Here is a 20746-nt window from a genome sequence, read left to right as displayed (position 1 = left end):
TCCAGAAGTGCCCCCACAGATCCGGCCCCGAATCCGACAAGTCGGATTTGGAACGGTCCAAGCGTTTAAGCGGCGGATCCTCCTTCTGCCAGGGTCACGAAGTCCTGCGCGGTCGCGGGCAGCCGTTTGCGGGCGTGCACGATCGCGATGATCTTCCTGGGGGCGGGGTCGAGCGACCGCACGACCAGGCCGGCGCGGGCCGCCTGCTCGGCCATGCCGCGATACCACAGGAGCGAGGCCTGACCCTCGCGTACGGCGGGCAGCCACTTGGCCCGTTCGTCCGACTCCAGCGCGGGGATGGGTCGGACGCCGTACGAGGCGAAGATCTGGTCGAACTCCCGGCGGCGCGGGCTGCCCTGGCCGGGCAGCACCAGCCGCATGCCGTTGAGCCTGCTCATCGGCACCGGATCGGGCAGGTCGAGACCGGGCGGCGAGATCAGCACGATCTCCTGCCGCTCCAGCGGATGGCTGACCAGGTCGGTGGGCACCGGCAGGTCGGTCAGCCCGAGGTCGGCCCGCTGCTCGCGGACGGCGGTGACGACGCTGTCCCGCCCGTCGCAGCGGACGATGTGCACGCGGATGCCCGGATGCTCCGCCACGTAGGCGGGCAGCAGGCGACCCGCGAGCCCCGGTTCGAGGCTCGGCGTCGACGCGATGCGCAGTTCGGCTCCCGCCGTGTGCGACTGGGTCGCCAGCGCCTCGATCTCCCGGACGGCGTCGAGCGCCTCCCGGGCGAGCTTGACGACCCGCCGCCCCTGCGCGGTCACGACCACTCCCCGCCCGGAACGCGCGAAGAGGGTCATGCCGAGTTCCCGTTCGAGGTCCCGGATCGCGCGGGATAACGCGGGCTGCGCGATGTAGAGGGACCGTGCGGCGTCGGTCATGGTGCGGTGCTCTGCGGTGGCTACCACATAGCGGAGCTGTTGCAGATTCATGCCAAAGACGCTAGGGCAGACGAGCCGTCCGAATCCGGAACATCGCAGAGATCACCTCGGATGATTACCCGCCGTGCGCGATCGGTGCTACATCCGTGACGAGTGTGAAATCAGTATTGTTCTGCCCAATCTCCAACCAAGGGGGTCGAAGAGATGGGGCAGCCGTATCCGCCGGCTCCCGGGCGTCACCCATACGGTCCAGGCGGCCCACGGCAGCCGTTACCGGGGTACCCTGCGCCCCCTGCCCCGGCCCCGCCTTCGCCCCCGATGGCGCCCCCGATGGCGCCCCCGATGCCGCAGGCCGGTACAGGGCATCCGGGGCCTCAGCCGCACTTTCCACCCGGGATGCGCCCGGCGCCCGCCGGGCCCTACGGGCCGCCCCGGCAGATGCCGGTCCACTGGCAGCCCCGGCGGAAGTCGAGCGCGGGGCCGATCATCGGGGGCGTCCTCGGGCTGGCCGCCGTGGGGTTCGTGGTGGTCGTGCTCGGCGCGGCGGCCGCCGACCGGTCGGGCGCCGAGGACGCGGTCGTCACGTCGTCGGGCGACGGGAGCCGGACGGTGCGCGAACCGCAGCGGGGCGAGCGCCGGCCCGTAAAGGAGCAGCGGGCGCCGCTCAACACGTCGCTGAAGGAGAACACGGTCTACACGGCCGGCGCGCTGCCGCGCACCCGCTGTCCGGGCGGGCGGGCGAACGTGTTCGACCACCGGCAGATCAAGGCGCACATCCTCAAGACGGCCAAGTGCATGGACCGGGCCTGGCGGACCACGCTGGAGAAGGTCGGCATCCCGTTCGAGCCGCCCAAGTGGGTCGTCGCGTCGGGCAAGGGCCGGGGGCCGTGCGGCGACTTCCCGCAGGCGAACAGCGCGGCGCCCTACTACTGCCCGCGCACCATGTCGGTGTACGCCTCGACCAAGGCCATGGCGAACGGCAACGGCGAGTCGGTCGGCTACGCGCGGATGTCGTCGTGGCACGGCGCCTTCACGGCGATGATGGGCCACGAGTACGGCCACCACGTCCAGCAGCTCACCGGCCTGTCGCAGGCCCGCTGGGAGCGCAGCCTGGCCTCCGGGTCGGAGAGCCGGCGGCTGGCGCTGAGCCGCCGGCTCGAACTCCAGGCGAACTGTTTCGCCGGCATGTTCATGCGCGCCGTCGCGGCGAGCTATCCGGTTCCGGCGGCGCGGCGCGACGACCTGTTCGCATTCTGGGGCAGCCTCGGCGACCACCCGGGATGGCCGCGCGACCACGGTTCCCCGCCGAACAACGGCGTGTGGTTCCGGCAGGGGTGGCAGAAGCAGCAGGCGTACCAGTGCAACACGTGGGCGATGCCCGCGAAGGCCGTCTCCTAGACAAGGCCTTCTTTCCGGATGTGTTCAGTGTTGTCCAGATTTGAGGGCTAGAATCCCTGGGCATCGCACGGGCAACAACGAGCAGAGGAGCGGTCGACCATGGGTCGTGGGGGAGCCGCGAATGACGAGTCACGTCAGAGACGCACCCGTAAGCGCCCCCAGAAGTCGTCCGAGGACTTCCCCGGCGGAGTAGCCGACGAAACCTACGAAGAACAGCAAATGCCCGCAGAGCCCTCTGGCCCGTCGGAACCACCGCAGACCGGATCCTTCGCCGCCATCCCCAAGACCGCCGGGCCGCAGCCCGACCCGGTCCCCAAGAACGCCGGACCGGCGGCCTCCGTCCGGCCCGACACGATGGTGCACTCGGGCGCCCCGCCGAAGTCCGGGGGGCCGCAGTTCACGCCGCCCCCCGCCGTGCAGGGCCCGCCCGCCGAGCAGCGGATCGCCGACGACGAGGTGACCCGGCCGGGTCCGCCCCGCAAACCCGCTCCCCTGCCGCCGCGCGGCCCCGCGAAGGGCGGGCGGGCGCCGAAGTTCGGCCGCCCGCTGACCACCGGCGGCGTCATCGGCTGGACCGCCCTGTCGGCGATCGTGCCCGGCGCGGCGCACCTGCGCAGCGGACGCCGCAAGGCGGGCTACGCCTTCCTCGGCACGTTCGGCGTCGTCCTCGTGGCGGCCGTCGTGTTCGGCATCGGCATCCTCGGCGACGTCGGCTCGGCCGTCCGCGAGAGCACGCTGACGACCGTCCTGGTCGGCTCGGCGGTGCTCGCGCTGGCGTGGTTCGGGCTGGTGCTGATGTCCTACGTCTCGCTGCAGCCCGACCGGCTGCCGCAACGGGGCCAGATCGTGTCGGGCGTCGTGGTCGGGGCGTTGTGCGTGGCCGTCATGGCGCCGTTCGCGTTCGCCGCGACGACGGTGAACGCGGCGCAGGACCTGCTGGAGAACTTCCCCTCCGACCACGACGCGGGCGACCCGCAGGCGGTGCCCATCAAGGCCGCCGATCCGTGGAACGGCAAGAAGCGGGTGAACTTCCTGCTCATCGGCGGCGACGCGGCCGGCAACCGGCAGGGCGTGCGCACCGACTCGATGCAGGTGGCCAGCGTCAACGTGCAGACCGGCAACACGATCCTGTTCGCGCTGCCGCGCAACCTCCAGCACGTGCACTTCAGCAAGAACAGCCCGCTCAACAGGCAGTTCCCGAGCGGCTTCCGCGCCGAACTGCCCAACGGCGGCCTGCTGAACGAGGTCTGGCAGTACGCCGAGGACTACCCCAACCTGGGCGTGCGCGGCCCGGCCGCCCTGAAGGACGCCATCAGCACCACGCTGGGCCTCCACGTCGACTACTACGCCATGGTCGACATGTACGGCTTCGCCGCCCTCGTGGACGCCATCGGCGGCCTGGAGATCAACGTACAGAGCGACATCAAGTACGGCGGCGTCTACGGCACGGCGGGCACCATCAAGGCGGGCAAACGCGTCCTGAACGGCGAGCAGGTGCTCTGGTACGGCCGCTCCCGCGTCGGCAGCGACGACTTCTCCCGCATGGGCCGCCAGCGCTGCGTCATCGGCGCGCTGGCCCAGCAGGCGTCGCCCCCGGTCGTGCTGGCCAACTTCACGAAGATCGTCCAGGCGGCGAAGCGGCTGTTCCGCACCGACATCCCGCGCCCCCTGCTGGAGCACCTGGTGACGCTCGGCATGAAGGTGAAGGACGCCAAGATCACCAGCACCCAGTTCGTGCCCCCGCAGATCTGGCCGGGCAGCGCCGACTGGGAGAAGATCAAGAAGATGGTCGCCACGGCCATCCGCAAGTCCAACGGCGTGGCGGCCCCCGTCCAGGCGGGCGTGACGGCCTCCCCGAGCGGCCCCAACCCGGCCGCCTCGGCCCCCGACCCGAGCCCGACCCCGACGGCGGCCAAGCCGACCCTGACGCCGACGCCGAACTCCCAGGCGACGGAGGACCAGTCGCTGGCCGAACTCTGCGGCTTCTAGCGTGACGCGAAGGCCCCCCGGGAGTCTCTCCCCCGGGGGACCTTCGGCTAGCGGTTTCCGCCAGAGAATCGTCTGCCCGACCGATGAGCGGTGTGTTCTGCGGCCAGCCACTCGGTGGTCAACCTGACTCCGGTGACACGCTCCGCCAGTACGAAGGCGCGCGCCTTCCACACGTCGAAGTCGAGCGGTGTCTCCAGGGAGAGACCCTCCGCGAGGGACGGCGGTTCCCCTTCAGGAGGACCGCCCCATCGGAACCGGCACACCTCCTCACCGTCGCGGGCGTAGTAGAGGTTGTAATGCCCCAGTGTGTCCCCGATGACCAGCGAAACAGCCTCCGCGTCACGTGACAGTTCGGCGATACGGTCGGCCGAGTTCCAGTCGTTGGGTTCCATCAGCAGAAACCATCCGTCCAGCTCGCCGATGAGCAGGATCCCTCCCCGCCCGGTCGTCGACACCCGGTTGAGGGATTGACCGAAGGCTTCGGAAAGTGTCTGCGGCACAGTGTTGGCCGGGTCGACAGGAAGCGCGGCCACCAGGTCCGCCAGGCTTGCGAACCGGCACCAGGTGATGGTGCCGTCAGCCAATGACGGATCGAGGCTTTTGACTACGCTCCGATAATGCTCTTCGAGATCTGCCGTCACGGTAATTCCCTACTTTTTCAGGGGGCTTTGAGGTAGAACCGGGTGAACGCGTGGGGTTCGTCATTACCCCACGGATCTTGACCTAGGACGCGATAGGCATACCAGAAGGTTTTCAGGTTGGACCCCACGCTCCGGTTGTGGCCAGCGAGGATGAAGTCGACGGCGACATTCATGTTCGCCCCGGAGTCCTTGGAGCCCTCATGCGTGGACGCGAACGGATATTCGTCGCAGTCTCGTCCCTTAGGTGACGGAATTCCACCGAAATGCTCCAGAATGCCGGCGCAGTACTGCACGGACTTAGCGCGATTACTCTGTTCCCGCGAGGTGCTGAAGGAGCGATGGAGAGGACCGACCCCACGCTCACCCGGGATTATCTTCTTCCCGTCCTTCCGCGGAAACGTTTCGTCAGGCTCTTCCAGCGCCCTTCTGATCAGATCGGCCGACTCATTCATCTCGGTGTCTCCGTCACCGTCTATGTCCCAGATCAGATGCGGCTTGTGCGTCGGCGTGAACTCAGCGAAAACGCATCCTCCATAGTAGACGGTGATCGTGTCCGACGTGTCGCACCTGATCGGTGTATCGAGCATCTTCGTTGAGATGTACGGATTGGCCGCGCCCGCCTGTATACCCAGTGCCAGCGTCGGCGTGAATGTACAGATGCTCAGTTTTTGTGGTCCCATGCTCTGCGAGGCGTGCGAAACCCACTCGAAGTACTGCTGAGGGTTGGTTCGCCATTCGCCGAGGGTGGACTTCCGCGCACCCCCATTCGATGACGAACAGTTCATCCCGGCCGGCGCTCCGGCTCCGATATTGACCGTCAGATCGGTGGCGTCCGAGAAGTACACCGAAGCCATCGGCCCCTTTGTCTTGATCTGGTCGACCCGGGCCCACATCTTGATGGTCCGGCTGTTGATGTTCCCGTTGTTCGGATCCAATCCGGCGCTCGCGCCACCCCTCTGCCCGCCCGCGAAGGTGTGCCCGGCGACGCTGAACAGGAACTCCAGTTTCGCTGTGACCTCGACCTTCGTCGTCCACCCCCATTCACCGTTGAAGAGGCAACCGCACCAGTACTCGACCTTTCTGGCTCTCGACTTACCAACCGTGCGAACAGAACACCAGTTGTAGGAGTCGCGGATCCATCCGTGCGGATAGGAGCCACGAGAGTTGGCCATGTTGTTGTCCCAGCACTTGGAGAGCTCGATCCGTTTGGTGGGCCACGTCGGCCAGGGACCGGTTCGAGCTGCTGCGACCGCGGCCCCCTCTGACAACGCCGATCGCTCGCCGGACGATTGCGCAGGCGCGGTCTTCGCCGAGGTCGTCGCCGTGGCCAGGGCCGCGATGTCGGCCGCCGGGAGCGCCGCTTGATACAGGCGGACCTCATCGAGGGTCCCGTTCATACTGTCACCGATGATCATCGCACCGTTCGCGTTCCACAGGGCAGGCACACCGGTGACTCGCCTGAGCAACGTCCCGTTGAGATAGAGCGATATCGACCCTGCCGCCCTGTCGTACACACCCGCGGCGTGGAACCACTGCCCGGTCGGCGCGTCGGTGCCGTTGTAAGCCTGGATGCCGCTCCATTCGACCGAGTCGGCGCTGTAGACGGTGAAGATGAGGTCGCGCGAGGTCTGGCTCATGCCCAGGGCGAAGGCCGCTCTGTTCACTCCGTTCTGTTTACCGAAGCTCCAGTGACCGGCCGGTTCCTCAAGCTTGACCCAGGCCGTCATCGTGAAGCTCTGGTCGGTGCGCACCACCGGCCCGGCAGTGGACCCGATCGTGCCTCCGCCGATTCTGCGGGCTCCGCCGCCGAATTTGCCGGTCGTCCTGGTCACTCCGTCGGCGTTCAGAGTGCCGGTGTTCCGAAGACCAGAAGCGTCGGCCAGCGAGGTTCCGGCCGCTTCGTCGAACGTCCAGTGGCCGCGCAGGCTGTAAACGCTGCGAATCTGTGTGGCCGACAGGGCCCGCTGGTACATGCGCACGTCGTCGAGACCACCGCTGAGCGGGCCCAAGGTCGTGTTGCTCGGTGCGTGCCACAGTGGGGGAACGCCCGTCGTCGTCTTGATCAGGTTGCCGTTGAGGTAGAGCGCGATCGAACCTGCGGCCTTGTTGTACACACCTGCGAGATGGATCCACTGTCCGACGGGAGCGTCCACCCCGGAGTAGGCGCCGATGCCGTTCCAGACGGTTGAGTCGGCGGTGTACACGACGAAGATCAGATCGTCGGTGTCGGGATCGATACCGAGATAGAAGGGCGACCGGTTGGTCCCTTGCTGGCCGCCGACCTGATGCCAGGCGTTGGTGTCGCTCAGCTTCACCCAGCCGGAGACCGTGTAGCTCTCGTCGGTCCGGAGCAGCGGCCGCGACACCGTGGCGAGGCTGCCGTTTCCGCTCCTGGTCAGGGCGGAGCCCAACTGACCCGAGGTCCACGAGGCACCGGGCGCGACCGTGGCGTCGGCACCATGTCCGGACACATCTCTTGCGACCGTGCCGGTGTTCTCGTCGAACCGCCAGTGAGCCACTGCGGAAAGGTCGCCGTCGTTGGCCAGAGTGCGGAACGACCATGTGCGCGGCTCAGCCATGACGTTGCCGGCGGCGTCTTTGGCCCCGCTCACCACGACGGAATACATGGTGTCCGGCAGCAGCGGCTGCCCGGGAGCGAACGTCAGGACCGTCCCGGCCTCGTCCATGGCAACCGTGCCCACCACCTGCGTCTGTCCCGAACCGGTGACGGCAATCTGAGCGTCGGACACGCTCTCGCTGAAGGTCGCCGTCACCTCTGTCGCCGGCGCGACACCGATGGCGGCGTCGGCAGGGGTCACCTCCGTGACCGTGGGCGGTGTCGTGTCCGGTGGCGCGGTCGTGAACGACCACGACGTCGGTTCCATCGGGAGTCCCGCCACGTCCTGCGCGCCACTGAGCTCGACCACGTAAGTGGTGTCCGCCTCCAACGGCGCGGAAAGGATGAAGTCGACGCGCTCTCCCGACGGGCTGACACTCACCTCTCCTGACACGGACGTACCGTCTGCGTCCCGCATGACAATCTGCGGGCCGCTTATCTTCTCCGTGAAGAAGGCGGCGATGGCGGTTGAGGTCCTGACCATCGTCGCCGCGTCAGTGGGCACCGTGGCGATCACAGAGGGACCGGTCGTGTCGGGTTCGCCGGGTGGCTCGTCCGGCGGTAGGTCCTCGACCGGCAGCATGTCGGGGCCGATCTCTTCCGTCTGCGGAGAGTTCTCCTGGATGTCGGCGGCCTCCTCCAGCGAGATCGGGTCTTCCACCGGAAGCGTCGCGTTCTGCGGGATCTGGTTGGCCAGGAGTTCCTCGTAGGTGGGAAGTTGATCGTCGGGAAATCCGTCACGCTCGTAGGCGATCTCTATTTCCTCCGTTTTGGAGGGCTCGTAGTCGACGGTGAGCAGCGGTTCGTGGGGGGTGCCCAGACAGCTCTGCGCGGGCGGCGGTGCGCATCCCCAGTACTCGCGGGTGCGGAAGCGGCGCCAGTTCTTGCTGTCGCTCTCGTTTCCCGAAGTGAGCTGGAAACCATAGTTCGACTCACCGCTCGCCCACGCCTGGACGATCGCATTGACCGAGTAGGCGAGGTCCCACTCCTTGCCGGCCCAACTGGACGCACCACCGGTGCAGTCGGGACTGTAACCGGGATACTCGGTGATCGCGCCTGTGCTCGTCACTGACGGCTGCGCGGCCCAGCGCAGGGTGAGTTCATCCCACTCTGAAGTGATCCGGCGGACGGTGACGCCCGAGCCCACGGAGTCCCCGCACCCGCTGGACAGGTGATTCCACAGCGTGAGGTCGGCGTTCTGGACGCGCCCGCCTCTGAGCGGCGAGTCACTGGGGATGTTTTCGAAGCGGATGAAGCTCCGCCACGTGACCGAGCCGCTGTTCGACTTGCCGACCAAGATGCGGTCGAGATTGAAATTATTCCAGCTTTCGGTGTAGTCAGCGTTGTTCACGAAGGTGTCGGTGACATGCGCGGCCTCCCACCAGTCCGTGGCCAGCGCGTTGACGGTCACCGGAAAGGCAACGGAAGGGTCGGCCAAGAACCCCGGGTCCGGCTGGAGCGTCAGCACGGTCCGGCCGTCCGCCTGTCTCACGGATAAGGCCGCGCTTCCGGTCCTACCGAGATCGGAAACAGCGGTCCTGGCGTCTTCCATCAACGCCTGCGGGATTGGGATCCGCGTTCCGTCCTTCGCCGTCAGAGACAAGGTGCCGGACCGGGTCCCGGCGGTCAGCGCAAAGCCGTCCGGCAGTTCGAGACGGCTCCTGTCTGGTGGGCGGCCGCTGCCCCCTCAGGGCCGAGGAGACGGTTGTTCCGCCCATTGGAAAGCTTCAGCTTGGATGCCGTCGCTCGGGGGCGAACGGCGTCACCGTCCACGACCAGCGTGGTGTCGATCGGCTGCCAGGCGCCGTCTCGCTTGACGCGGATGGGCTTCGCGTGCAACTCGGTACGCATGGTCTTGCCATCAGGGTTGGCGTACGTGGTGGACGCCTCTGTTCTCAGATTCTCGACCTCGACACGGGTATTGCGCCGTTTCGCCTCCGCCATCGGATCGGGCGGCGAGGCGGGAGAGTTGGCGGACGTGATCGCGGGGGCGGGGTCCGGCTCGGCGAACACCGGAGCGGGCAGGAGAGCCGCAACCAGTATGAGAGCTGTAGGGGTAGATACGACGACCAAAATCCCTGCTCAAGGGCACCTTCATGGGGGAGGGGAAGATCAAGTCAGGGTTGATCTTAAGATTTGCCATCTAATGGGTCAATTGTCAGATATGTCCAATTGTGGACAGATAATCCCCTGACGCCTTCTTTGCCGGATAGCCACCCAAATGGGCCAAGCGGAGCGATACCGGAAAAGGGAAAGCCCCGGTGCCGCACAGCGGCGCCGGGGCTTCCCGAACCCTCCTGGACTACTTCTCCAGGACGAACTGGTCGACGTCGAACAGGGAGCCCGAGCCGCCCGTGAACCTCAGGAAGATCGCCCCGGAGGCCGAGCTCGTCAGGTTCGCCGACACGGACTGGAAGGTGTCCCAGCTGCCGGTGTTCGGGATCGTCACCGTCCCGATCTGGGTGCCGGTCGCCGAGCCCGCGCGGACCTGGATCTGGCCGCCCGGTCCGGCCGAGGAGTAGCGCACCGTGATGCGGGTCGCCCCGTTGGCGGTGACCTGGTTGTAGCCGGCCCAGTCGCCGTTGTCGATGTGGCCGAGGGTCTGGCCGCCGACGGCGGGGCCGTGGGCGGCGATCTGGGTGCCCGACTGCGACGTGGCCGCCTCGCCCTGGACCGTGGTCTGCGTCGGCGTGGTGCCGGTGGTCAGGGTGATGGTGTCGACGTCGAGCAGGGCGCCGGAGCCGCCGCTGAAGGTGAGGAACAGCGGGCCGGAGGCGTTGCTGTTCAGCGACGTGGTGACGGTCTGGAAGGTGTCCCAGCTGCCGGTGTTCGGCACGTTGACCGTGCCCAGCACCGTGCCGGTCTGGGAGCCCGCCCGGATCGTGATGGTGCCGCCGGGGCCGCCCGAGGAGACCCGCGCGGAGAAGCTGTTCTTGCCCGCGGTGGAGAAGTTGGCGTAGCCGACCCAGTCGCCGTTGTCGATGTAGCCGACGGTGGTGCCGCCGCTGGCGGTGGCGTGCCCGGCGGGCTGCACCCCGGAGTTCGAGGTGTACGACTCGGCCTCGATCGTGGCCGGCTGCTGCGGCGGGTTGCCGTTCAGCTCCTTGATGCGGATGTTGCGGAACGACACGTCGTCACCGGTGCCGTGGTTCTGGATGCCGATGTAGCCCTGGGCGAGCGACCGGTTGGCCACGGTGTTGGTGAAGTCGTTGATCAGGCGGCCGTTCAGGTAGACGCGCAGCCGCTCGCCCTCGACGAGGATCTCGTAGCCGTTCCACTCGCCCGGGGGGTTGAGGGCGGCGTCGCGGGCGGCGACGTCGGCCGACTTGAAGCCGTAGATCGAGCCCGTCGTCTTGTCGGCGGTGTCGGTGGCGTCGATCTGGATCTCGTAGCCGTTGTTGACGGCCGAGTTCACGTCGGTCGAGCTCGGGAAGCCGACGAAGATGCCGGAGTTGTCGTCGCCGTCCATCTTCCAGTCGAGCTTCAGCGAGTACGAGCCGTACTCCTTGGCGGAGTACCACAGCAGGCCCATGCCGCCGACCGACTTGAGCGTGGCGTCGGAGTTGGTGAAGCTGCCCGGTCCGGCCTGCGACCAGCCGGTGGTGGAGCCGTTGTAGATCGGCGTGTAGCCGGTCTCGACGCGGCAGTCCTGCTTGGCCCAGCCGGCCGCGTACCGGATGCCGCCGAGCAGCAGCGTGCGGAAGTTCGCCTCGCCGTATGTTGCCTGCGTGTGACCGAGGCCGGTGTAGAAGCTCCGGCCGTTGTTCACGTTCTTGCACCAGGTGATCGGATGGTCGCCCATCCCGCCACCCGAGTAACTCGATTCGTCGAGATTTTGCAGGATCTTCGCGCTGTTTCTCGGGTTCGTGCGGTACGAATACCATTCGTCAGACCGCGACCAGGTGCCGCCCAGGTGGGCGGTGGCCGCGTGGGCGCGGTCCTCGGTGCGGATGGTGGCCGTCTGGATGGCCGGGTGGCTCTGGAACCAGGCGCCGACCAGGTTGCCGTAGTAGGCCCAGTCGTACTCGGTGTCGGCCGCGGCGTGCACGCCCACGTAGCCGCCGCCGCCGTTTATGTAGTTCTCGAACGCGGTCTGCTGGCTGGCGTTCAGCACGTCGCCCGTGGTGCTCAGGAAGACGACGGCCTTGTAGTTGGCCAGGTTGCCGGCGGTGAACGCGGCGGCGTCCTCCGTCGCGGTCACGGTGAAGTTGTTGGCCGAGCCGATGGCCTGGATCGCCGCGATGCCCTGCGGGATCGAGTCGTGCCGGAAGCCCGCCGTCTTGGAGAAGACGAGCACCTGGTAGGCCGGGTCGGCGGCGTGCGCCGCCGTCGGCGTCAGCGTCGTCGCGGCGACGGCCGCCGCGGCGATCGCGCCGAGGATGGTGCGCTTCATGTCCCGCCTCACTTCTGGATGGTGAAGGTGTCGACGTCGAAGAGGGCGCCCGAGCCGCCGGTGAACCGGAGCACGACCTGGCCCGTCGCCGAGCCGGCCGTCAGGTTCGCCGACGCCGACGCGAAGGTCTCCCAGCCGCCGGTGTTCGGGATCGCGAGGGTGCCGAGCACCGTGCCGGTCGCCGACCCGGCCCGCACCTCGATGGTCCCGCCGGGACCGGCCGAGGAGTAGCGGACCGTGATGCGGGTGGCGCCGTTCACGGTGACCTGGTTGTAGGCGGCCCAGTCGCCGTTCTCGATGTGCCCGGCGGTCAGGCCGCCGCTCGCCGGGGTGTGGGTGGCGACCTGCACGCCCGAGGTGGACGTGAACGCCTCGCCCTCCACCGTCGTGGTCGGCGGCGGGGTGCTGCCGAGCGAGAAGGTGTCGATGTCGAACAGCGCGCCCGAGCCGCCGGTGAAGGTGAGGAACAGCGCGCCGGTGCCGTTCCCGTTGAGCGTCGTGGAGACGTTCTGGAAGGTGTCGAAGCTGCCGGTGTTCGGCACCGCGACGGTGCCGAGGACCGCGCCGGTCTGGCTGCCCGAGCGGATCGTGATGGTGCCGCCGGGGCCGCCGGAGGAGACCCGGGCGGTGAACGAGGTCTTGCCCGAGGTGCTGACGTTCGAGTAGCCGGCCCAGTCGCCGTTGTCGATGTAGCCGACGGTCAGGCCGCCGGAGGCGGCGGCGTGGGCCGCGGTCTGGACGCCGGAGTTCGACGTGAACGCCTCGCCCTCGATGGTCCCGGCGGGCGGGTTGCCCGTGCCGCCGTTGACGGTGAACGCGTCGAGGTCGAACAGGTTGCCCTGGCCGGTGACGCCCTTGAAGACCAGGAACAGCGTGGTCGTCGCGGTCGGCACGTTCGACAGGTTGGCCGTGACGTTGGTGAAGGTGTCCCAGCTGCCGGTGTTGGCCACCGTGGCGGTGCCCAGCAGGGTGCCGGTCGCCGAGCCCGCGCGCACTTCCAGGGTGCCGCCGACGCCGCCGGAGGAGACCCGGGCGACGAACGAGGTGGCGCCCGTCAGGTTGTACGGGGTGAAGGAGACCCAGTCGTTGTTGTCGACGAACCCGACCGTGGTGCCGCCTTCGGCGGCGGCGTGCGTGGCGACCTGGACGCCGTTCTGGGCGCCCCAGTGCTCGCCCTGGCGGTGCCGGGGCTGCAGGGTGCGGGTGACCGTGGTGGTCAGGCCGCCGTTGTCGGTGTACTCGGCGGTGAAGACGCCGTAGATGTTGGCCGCGGCGTCGTGCTCACCGTCGGTCGGCACGGTGATGGTGCCGGAGCAGCCGTCCTTGGAGGTGATCTGGTGCGAGTGGCTGTCGTGGCCGAGGAAGTAGGTGAACTTCACCCGGGCGCAGTTGATCGTGCCGTCCTGCGGGTCGCTGACCGAGATCGTGTACGGGATCGTGTCGCCGAAGTTGAACAACGCGCCGCTCAGCGGGGTCTGCAGGTTGACCGTCGGGGCGGTGTTGCCGACCGTGATCGTCACGTTCGCCGAGCCGGTCAGGCCGCCGCTGTCGCGGACCGTCAGGGTCACGTTGTAGGTGCCGTTGGCGGTGTAGGTCTTCGACGGGTTGGCGGCCGTGGAGGTGGTGCCGTCGCCGAAGTTCCACGCGTAGGTGAGCGCCGAGCCCTCGGGGTCGGACGAGCCCGCCGAGGAGAAGGTCACCGCGAGCGGGGCGACGCCGGAGGTCGGGGTGGCCGCGGCCTTGGCGATCGGGTTGCGGTTCGCGCCGCCGATGTACTCGATGCGGTAGAGGGCCTGGTTGCCCGAGCCGGTGCCGTAGTCGAGCACGTACAGGGCGCCGTCGGGGCCGAAGGCCATGTCCATGACCTGGGTGCCGGTCCACGGGAAGCCGCTGATCTCGCCCACGCCGCCCGAGGAGGTCACCGCGATGGCCTTGATCCAGCGGCGGCCGTACTCGCCGGCGAAGAAGCGGCCGTCGAGCGACTGCGGGAACTTGACCGGGGAGGTGTTGTTCGGGTCGTACCGGTAGACCGGGCCGCCCATCGGCGACTCCGAGCCGCCGCCGAACTCCGGCGGGCTGCCGGCCTCGCCGCCGTAGCGGATCCAGGCCGGGCGCGGCTGCGGGAGGGTCTGCAGGCCGGTGTTGCGGAAGGAGTTGTTGGTCGGCTGCCCCGCGCAGTTGTACTTGGCCTGCGACGGGCCGCTCGGGAACGTGTACTCGTTGTAGGTCTCGGCCGTGGTGTTGTTGCCGGTGCAGTAGGGCCAGCCGTAGTTGCCCGCCGAGGTGATGCGGTTGAACTCGACCTGGCCGCCGGGGCCGCGGTTGGCGTCGGCGCCGCCGGCGTCGGGGCCGTAGTCGCCCAGGTAGACGATGCCGGTGGCCTTGTCGACGCTCATCCTGAACGGGTTGCGCAGGCCCATCGCGTAGATCTCGGGACGGGTGCCGGCCGTGCCCGGCGCGAACAGGTTGCCCGTCGGGATCGTGTACGTCCCGTTCGTCTGCGGCTTGATGCGGAGCACCTTGCCGCGCAGGTCGTTGGTGTTGCCCGAGGAGCGCTGCGCGTCGAACTGCGGGTTGCGGTTGGTGCGCTCGTCGATCGGGGTGTAGCTGTTCGACTCGAACGGGTTGGTGTCGTCGCCCGTGGTCAGGTAGAGGTTCCCCTGCGCGTCGAAGTCGATGTCACCGCCGGCGTGGCAACACTGGCCGCGGTCGTTGTCGACCCGCAGCACGATCACTTCGCTGGCCATGTCGAGGGTGTTGCCCGTGGTCAGCGTGAACCGGGACAGGTAGAACTGCCCCTTCCAGGTGTTCCAGTCGGTCTGGGTGCCCGTCGTCGGCGCGTCGCCGTTGGGGGTGCTCAGCCGGGGCGAGTAGTAGAGCCAGACGTGCCGGTTGGTGGCGAAGTTCGGGTCGACCGCCACGCCCTGCAGGCCCTCCTCGTCGTGCGTGTACACGTTGAGCGTGCCCGCCAGAGAGGTGTTGCCGTTGACGTCGGTGATCCTGACCTGGCCGCCGCGCGCGGTGTGCAGCACGGAACGGTTCGGCAGCACCGCCAGGGACATCGCCTCACCGAGCTCGCCAGGTCCGGTGGCGAGCGCGACTTGCTGATAGTCCGAGGCCGGGATGTCCGCCGCGTGGGCACTGGGAGGCGCCACGACGACGCCCATCGTCACCAGGAGCGTGGTCAGGGCGGCTAACGCCCGTAACCGGTGAGGTCGAGACATGTAGGGGGTGATCCTTTCCTGACCTGGGGATTCAGTCAGGCAAGGCGCGCGCCGCCGCGCTTGTGCCCGGGGTACAACAGGTAAATCGGGGTCATGCTGATGCAAATCGATGACGGTGCCACGTCATCGCCATGCGTCATTCCGTCTAACTTTTGCGTAACAGCTGGCGGAATTTACCGATTTCTAACACACCTGTCATCCCCGTGTACAGACCCGGGAGTCTACGGAACGGGCCAGAGTTCCGTGTTACGAAACTGTAATGCAAGGCGAAGCGGTTCGACACTTGTGGCACATGCGTCCAGGACATTTAATTCGGCGAGGCATGCAAATTAATTCGAGACGAACGGCCGCAAGCAGACCGACGGGAAGCAAGACGTGCGACTAACCTCAGGGCCCGCGCTGGGCAGGAACGGCTCCACGGGCGTGCCCGTCGATCAGACCATGATCCGCCGGTCCAACCTGTCGCTCGTCCTGCGTCACCTCCAGGAGCACGGCCCCCGCTCGCGCTCGGCGGTCGCCGCCGAGACCGGGCTGAACAAGGCGACCGTCACCAGCCTCGTCGGGGAGTTACGAGCCCGTGGCCTGATCCGCGAGATCGGCCCGCAGCACGCCGGCTCCGTCGGCCGTCCCGGCCTCGCCCTGGCCCTCGACGGCGCGGGCGTCGGCGCCCTGGGCCTCGAGATCAACGTCGACTACATCGCCGCCTTCGCCACCGACCTGGCGGGCCGCGTCCTGGTCGACCGCCGCGTCGGGTTCGACGCGATGGGCTGCGAGCCCGAGCAGTCGCTCGACGAACTGGCCCGGGTGGCCCGCGACGCGATAGCCGAGCTCCACATGCTGGGCGTGCGGGTGGCCGGGATAACGGTCGCCGTGCCCGGCCTCATAGATGGCACCAACGGGGTCGTCCACGTCGCCCCGAACCTCGGCTGGTACGGCGTCCCCGTCGCCGAGCGCCTCTGGGAGGTCGCCCCCGGCGTCCCCGTCACCGTCGCCAACGACGCCAACCTGGCGGCGCTGGCCGAGTTCACCAACGGCGTGGCCGCCGGATCGGCCGACATGGTCTACCTGACCGGTGAGGTCGGCGTCGGCGGCGGCATCATCGCCGGCGGACGCCTCCTCGGCGGCGCCGACGGCTTCGCCGGCGAAGTGGGCCACGTCATGGTCGACTCCTCCGGCGAGCGCTGCGGCTGCGGCCGCATCGGCTGCTGGGAGACCAAGGTCGGGCTGGCCGCGCTGGTCCGCATGGTCACCCCCGACCACGCCTACGGGGTGCGCGACGGCATCGTCCGCGACCCCGAGGAACGCCTGAGCGAGATCGAGCGCCGCCTGGCGGCGGGCGATCCCCAGGTCGACCACGCCCTGGCGGAGGTCGGCCGCTGGCTGGGCCGCGGCTCCGCCACCCTCGTCCGGCTCTTCAACCCCCGGGTCATCGTCGTCGGCGGCTTCTTCGCGCGGCTGGAAGGGCACATCCTCCCGCGCGCCCAGGCGGAACTCGCCCGCCTGGGGGTCACCGGCTCCGTCGCCCGCTGCACCTTCGTCGCCTCCGACCTGGGCTTCGGCGCCGCCTCGCGCGGCGCGGCCGGGGTCGTGGTCGACCGCGTCCTGGCCAATCCGACCACTGTGGAGATACCGCCCACCACTCTGAGCACCCTGGCCTGACGCGACCCCAGACTCCCGTTCGCCTGGCTTTCCGGTTCTTCGTGGCGCCGACCTCGCCGACCTCGGCGCCACGGGGATGTGCCACCCGGAGGCCAGGCGGACGGGCTTTTCCTTTCCCGGGTTCTGGGACGATGTGAGGGTGTTCCTCCCGCTCACCCGCCATCTGACCCCTCATCGCATCGGCGTCTGGTCACTGGCCTGGGTGTCGGCGGTGACCTACGCGGTGCTCGGCCTGGTGAGATTAGGGACGTTCCGGGCCACCATTTTCGACCTCGTGATCGTCGACCAGGCGGTGCGCGGCTACGCCTCGTTCGGGCTGCCCCACGCCCCCTCGGTCGGCGTGCAGAAGGGCTACGGGCTCGACTTCCTCCAGCTGGCCGACCACTTCTCCCCCGTCTACGCGCTGCTCGCGCCCTTCTACGCGATCCACGACAGCCCGCGCACCCTGATCATCTGCCAGGCGGCCCTGTTCGCCGCGGCGATCCCGTTCCTGTGGTTGTACGCCCGCAGGCGGCTGGGGGTCGTGGCGGCCTACCTGGTGTCGGGGGCGTACGCGGTGTCGTTCCCGGTGGCGCAGGCGGTCAACTTCGACGTCCACGAGGTCATGTTCGTCCCGGTGCTGAGCGCGATCATGATCGAGCGCTTCGACCGGGGCCGGCGGTTGCCCGCCTACCTGGCGGCGTTCGGGCTGCTGCTGGTCAAGGAGGACATGGGGCTGATGCTGATCGGCTTCGGCGCGGCGCTCGCGCTGACCCGGCGGCGGCTCGACGGCGCGATCGTGGCCGTGATGGGCCTCGGCGCGCTGGCGCTGATCCGGGGGGTGCTGATCCCGTGGGCGGGGGGCTCCAACGACAACCACTGGCGCTACACCCACCTCGGCGACTCGCTCCCGGCGGCGGTGGGGAAGCTGGTCAGCGACCCCCTCAACACCCTCCATCTGGTGTTCGGCGACGCCGGCAAGATCGACACCCTGGTGCTGCTCTGCTGGCTGACCCTGTTCCTGTGCCTGTTCTCGCCGCTGGTGCTGGCGGCCGCGCCGATGGTGCTGGAGCGGCTCGTCTCCGAGAACAGCCTGTGGTGGTCGACCGACTACCACTACAACGCCTTCGTCGTGGCGATCGTCTTCTGCGCCGGGGTCGACGGCGCGACCCGGCTGCGCAGACGCGTGACCGGCGAGGAGGCCAAGCGGATCGCGGTGATCGCGTGGGCGGCCTCGGTGGCCGTCGCCGGGCTGACGCAGGTCCCCCGGTTCGCCTTCGACCAGCTCGCCGACCCCGGCTTCTACCAGCCCCATGACCGCGCGGCGGCGGCGTACCAGGCGATGGCCGTGATCCCCGACGGCGTGGTGGTCGAGGCGCCCAACCACATGGGCCCGATGCTGACCCACCGGACGACCGTGCTGGTCTGGGAGCCGACCCCGCGCGGCGCCCCGTGGGTGCTGGCCGACCTCGGGCAGTGGGCGTGGCCGTGGGGGTCGGTCGACGACGCGAAGAAGTCGGTCGAGGAGCGCCGGGCGGCAGGCTACATGGTGGTGTTCGAGCGCGACGGCTTCGTCGTGCTGCACAAGCCGGGAAGTTAGATCGTCGTACCACTGCGGAGGTATCGGCGGGTACGGAGTGGATTGGCCGTAGTTCGTCCGGTGGACCGGGTGACGGGCGTACGCGAGATTGGTGGGCGTCGCGTCCCGCTGACCGGATGGAACCCCCCATGCGCGTGCTCGTCCAGCTTCGCCCTGCCCCCGACGTGGTCGCCGCGGTCGCCGATCCCGCGGTGACGGCCACCGCGGCCGACGTCGTCAACGGGCTGCCCGGCGTGCTGCTCGACCCCACGTTCACCCCCGTCGCGGTGCCCCGGCCGCTGCCCGCCCGCGCGGGCGGCGACCCGCTGTCGCTGAACCAGCCGCTGATCTTCTCGATGGCGCCCCGCGACGCCTCGGTGCTGGTCCGGGGCGAGATCGCCGACGACGAGGTGTCGACCCGGCTGGCCCTGCTGCCCGGCCGGGGCGGGGTGGTCGGCGTCTACGCCGACCCGGTCATCCAGACCTCCCTCACCTGTGGCGGCGACGGCCCCGTCGGCGGGTGGCGCGACGTGCGCCGGCTGCTCGCCGTCGAACGGCTCCACGCCGAGGGGTACGACGGCTCCGGCGTCGCCCTGGCCGTCACCGACACCGGGGTGAACCAGCGCCACGTGTCGAACGCGCTGGGCGGCGACTTCGTCCTCGACCGGGAGCGCAGCTGGTCGCCCGACGGCGTGTCCGGCCGGCCGGGCGAGTTCGACGTCGACCACGGCACGATGTGCGCCTTCGACGCGCTTCTGGCGGCTCCGAAGGCGTCGGTGATCGACATCCCGGTGCTGCTGTCGCGCCGTCCCGGCGGTTCGGCGCTCGACGGCCTGCTGTCCGACGCGATGGCCGCCTTCGCCCACCTGCGCACCGTCCTCGACGCCCAGCCCGCCGAGTCGCGGGCCCTCGTGGTCACCAACAGCTGGGGCTCCTTCTCCCCCGACTGGGACTTCCCGCCCGGCCACCCCGGCAACTACTCCGACAACCCCGCCCACCCGTTCAACCTGATCGTCGGCTCGCTGGCCGCCGCGGGGGCCGACATCCTGTTCGCGGCCGGGAACTGCGGGCGCGAGTGCCCCGACGGCCGCTGCGCCTACCCCGACCAGCCGATCACCGGGGCCAACTCCCACCCGGCGGTGTTGTCGGTGGCCGGGGTCGACGTGACCGGCGAGCGGGTCGGCTACTCCTCGCAGGGCCCCGGCCGCCTGGCCGACCGCAAACCCGACCTGGCGGCCTACACCCATTTCGCCGGGTCGGGGGCGTTCGGGCCCGGCGAGCCCGACTCCGGCACCAGCGCGGCCTGCCCGGTCGCGGCCGGGGTCGTGGCGGCGATCCGGTCGCGGGTGCCGTCCACGGTGCTCTCACCGTCCGATTTGAGGACTTTGCTGATGAGAAGTGCCGATGATCGTGGTGTGCTGGGGTATGACTACGACTACGGATACGGAGTCGTGAACGTGCCCGGCATCGTCGAGGCCCTGCATGCCAGGGCGACCGGAGTTGTTGCGTGATGGTTCTGATCACGGTACGGCTGCCACGCGGCGCCACCCTGGACATGGCGCTGCGCGAACTGCGGCTGAAAAAGGAAGAAGTCGACGTCGGCTACGGCGTCGTGGCGATCGACCCCGACCACGGCCTCTACGGCCTGCGGGTCAGCGCCATGGCCGCCCACCGGCTGACGGCGACCCCGGAGGCGATGGACGGCCCGTGGGCCGATCCGAAGATCGAGCCGATGGGGCCGCCCAGGAAGGACCGATGACCTGCTGGATCGTGGCGGGCCCGCCCGGGAGCGGCAAGACCACTCTGGGTGAGCTCCTGCTGGCCCGCCTCGACCCGGTGCCCGCCCTGCTCGACAAGGACACCATGTACGGCGGAATGGTCAGCGCGATCCTGGCCGCCGCCGGGCGAGACGAGGGCGAGCGCGAGGGTCCCTGGTACGACGAGCACATCAAGAGGCACGAATACGCGGGCATGACCGCCACCGCCCGGGAGATCCGGCGGCACGGCACGCCCGTCCTGCTGAGCGGCCCCTTCACCGGCCAGGTCCACTCGAAGACCCGCTGGGACGAATGGGCCGAGGAACTCGGCGGCGGCGACATCAGGCTGCTCTGGGTCCGCTCCGACGCGGCGACCCTGCGCGAGCGCATCGTCGCCCGGGGGCTGGAGCGGGATCGCGGCAAACTGGCCGCCTTCGGCGACTACATCAGAGCGATCAAGGTCGACGAGCCGCCCGTCGTGGATCACGTGGAGATCGACAACCGCCCGGGGGCCGAACCGATGGAACGCCAGCTGGAACGGCTCGGAATCGCCTGAACCGACGCCGGGCACCGCCGTGGCGTTCCGCCGCACCGCCCCTGGCCGGTTATGTGGCGGAGCGCGCAAC

Annotated in this window: 13 protein-coding genes; 7 read left to right on the top strand and 6 right to left on the bottom strand. The window is 69.0% G+C overall.

Going from position 1 to position 20746, the window contains the following annotated elements; all coding sequences use genetic code 11:
• Nucleotides 1-65: 65 nt before the first annotated feature.
• Complete coding sequence (locus AW271_RS02850; protein WP_062331225.1) at nt 66-935, bottom strand: LysR family transcriptional regulator; 870 nt, start codon at nt 933-935, stop codon at nt 66-68.
• A gap of 345 nt (nt 936-1280) precedes the next feature.
• Here AW271_RS02850 and AW271_RS02845 point away from each other — a divergent pair, with 345 nt between their 5' ends.
• Nucleotides 1281-2282 (top strand): neutral zinc metallopeptidase, encoded by a 1002-nt coding sequence (locus AW271_RS02845; protein ID WP_062331223.1) that lies wholly within the window; start codon nt 1281-1283, stop codon nt 2280-2282.
• Nucleotides 2283-2501: 219 nt separating this feature from the next.
• A complete protein-coding gene (locus tag AW271_RS02840) occupies nt 2502-4271 on the top strand; it encodes an LCP family protein (RefSeq protein WP_245652900.1) in 1770 nt (589 codons plus the stop codon).
• 47 nt (nt 4272-4318) lie between these two features.
• On the opposite strand, the gene AW271_RS02835 is transcribed toward AW271_RS02840, so the two are convergent.
• From AW271_RS02835 to AW271_RS02820, 5 genes are all read right to left on the bottom strand, one after another.
• Nucleotides 4319-4912, bottom strand: coding sequence for a DUF6461 domain-containing protein (locus AW271_RS02835; RefSeq protein WP_062331217.1), 594 nt, complete (start codon nt 4910-4912; stop codon nt 4319-4321).
• 17 nt (nt 4913-4929) lie between these two features.
• Nucleotides 4930-8997 (bottom strand): LamG-like jellyroll fold domain-containing protein, encoded by a 4068-nt coding sequence (locus tag AW271_RS02830; RefSeq protein ID WP_169806265.1) that lies wholly within the window; start codon nt 8995-8997, stop codon nt 4930-4932.
• Between the two features lie 158 nt (nt 8998-9155).
• A complete protein-coding gene (locus AW271_RS39380; protein WP_157553869.1) occupies nt 9156-9542 on the bottom strand; it encodes a hypothetical protein in 387 nt (128 codons plus the stop codon).
• 289 nt (nt 9543-9831) lie between these two features.
• Nucleotides 9832-11922, bottom strand: a complete 2091-nt coding sequence (locus tag AW271_RS38200) for a ThuA domain-containing protein (RefSeq protein ID WP_083975989.1) — start codon at nt 11920-11922, stop codon at nt 9832-9834.
• 8 nt (nt 11923-11930) lie between these two features.
• Complete coding sequence (locus AW271_RS02820; protein WP_062331211.1) at nt 11931-15146, bottom strand: carbohydrate-binding protein; 3216 nt, start codon at nt 15144-15146, stop codon at nt 11931-11933.
• 375 nt (nt 15147-15521) lie between these two features.
• On the opposite strand from AW271_RS02820, the gene AW271_RS02815 reads away from it, so the two are divergent.
• From AW271_RS02815 to AW271_RS02795, 5 genes are all read left to right on the top strand, one after another.
• Nucleotides 15522-16805, top strand: a complete 1284-nt coding sequence (locus tag AW271_RS02815) for an ROK family transcriptional regulator (protein WP_218007924.1) — start codon at nt 15522-15524, stop codon at nt 16803-16805.
• A 139-nt stretch (nt 16806-16944) separates the two neighbouring features.
• Entirely contained in the window at nt 16945-18384 is a 1440-nt protein-coding gene (locus tag AW271_RS02810) for a DUF2079 domain-containing protein (RefSeq protein WP_245652899.1), read from the top strand.
• A 128-nt stretch (nt 18385-18512) separates the two neighbouring features.
• Nucleotides 18513-19874 (top strand): S8 family serine peptidase, encoded by a 1362-nt coding sequence (locus tag AW271_RS02805; RefSeq protein ID WP_062331206.1) that lies wholly within the window; start codon nt 18513-18515, stop codon nt 19872-19874.
• A complete protein-coding gene (locus tag AW271_RS02800; RefSeq protein WP_439648957.1) occupies nt 19871-20122 on the top strand; it encodes a hypothetical protein in 252 nt (83 codons plus the stop codon). Before AW271_RS02805 ends, AW271_RS02800 begins: the two co-directional genes overlap by 4 nt.
• Nucleotides 20119-20676, top strand: coding sequence for a P-loop nucleotide/nucleoside kinase family protein (locus tag AW271_RS02795; RefSeq protein WP_062331200.1), 558 nt, complete (start codon nt 20119-20121; stop codon nt 20674-20676). Before AW271_RS02800 ends, AW271_RS02795 begins: the two co-directional genes overlap by 4 nt.
• Nucleotides 20677-20746: the final 70 nt, after the last annotated feature.

Origin of the sequence: Herbidospora sakaeratensis (assembly GCF_001570525.1) — a bacterium.
GTDB classification, from domain to species: Bacteria; Actinomycetota; Actinomycetes; order Streptosporangiales; family Streptosporangiaceae; genus Herbidospora; species Herbidospora sakaeratensis.
This window is presented reverse-complemented; position numbering and strand designations above follow the sequence as displayed.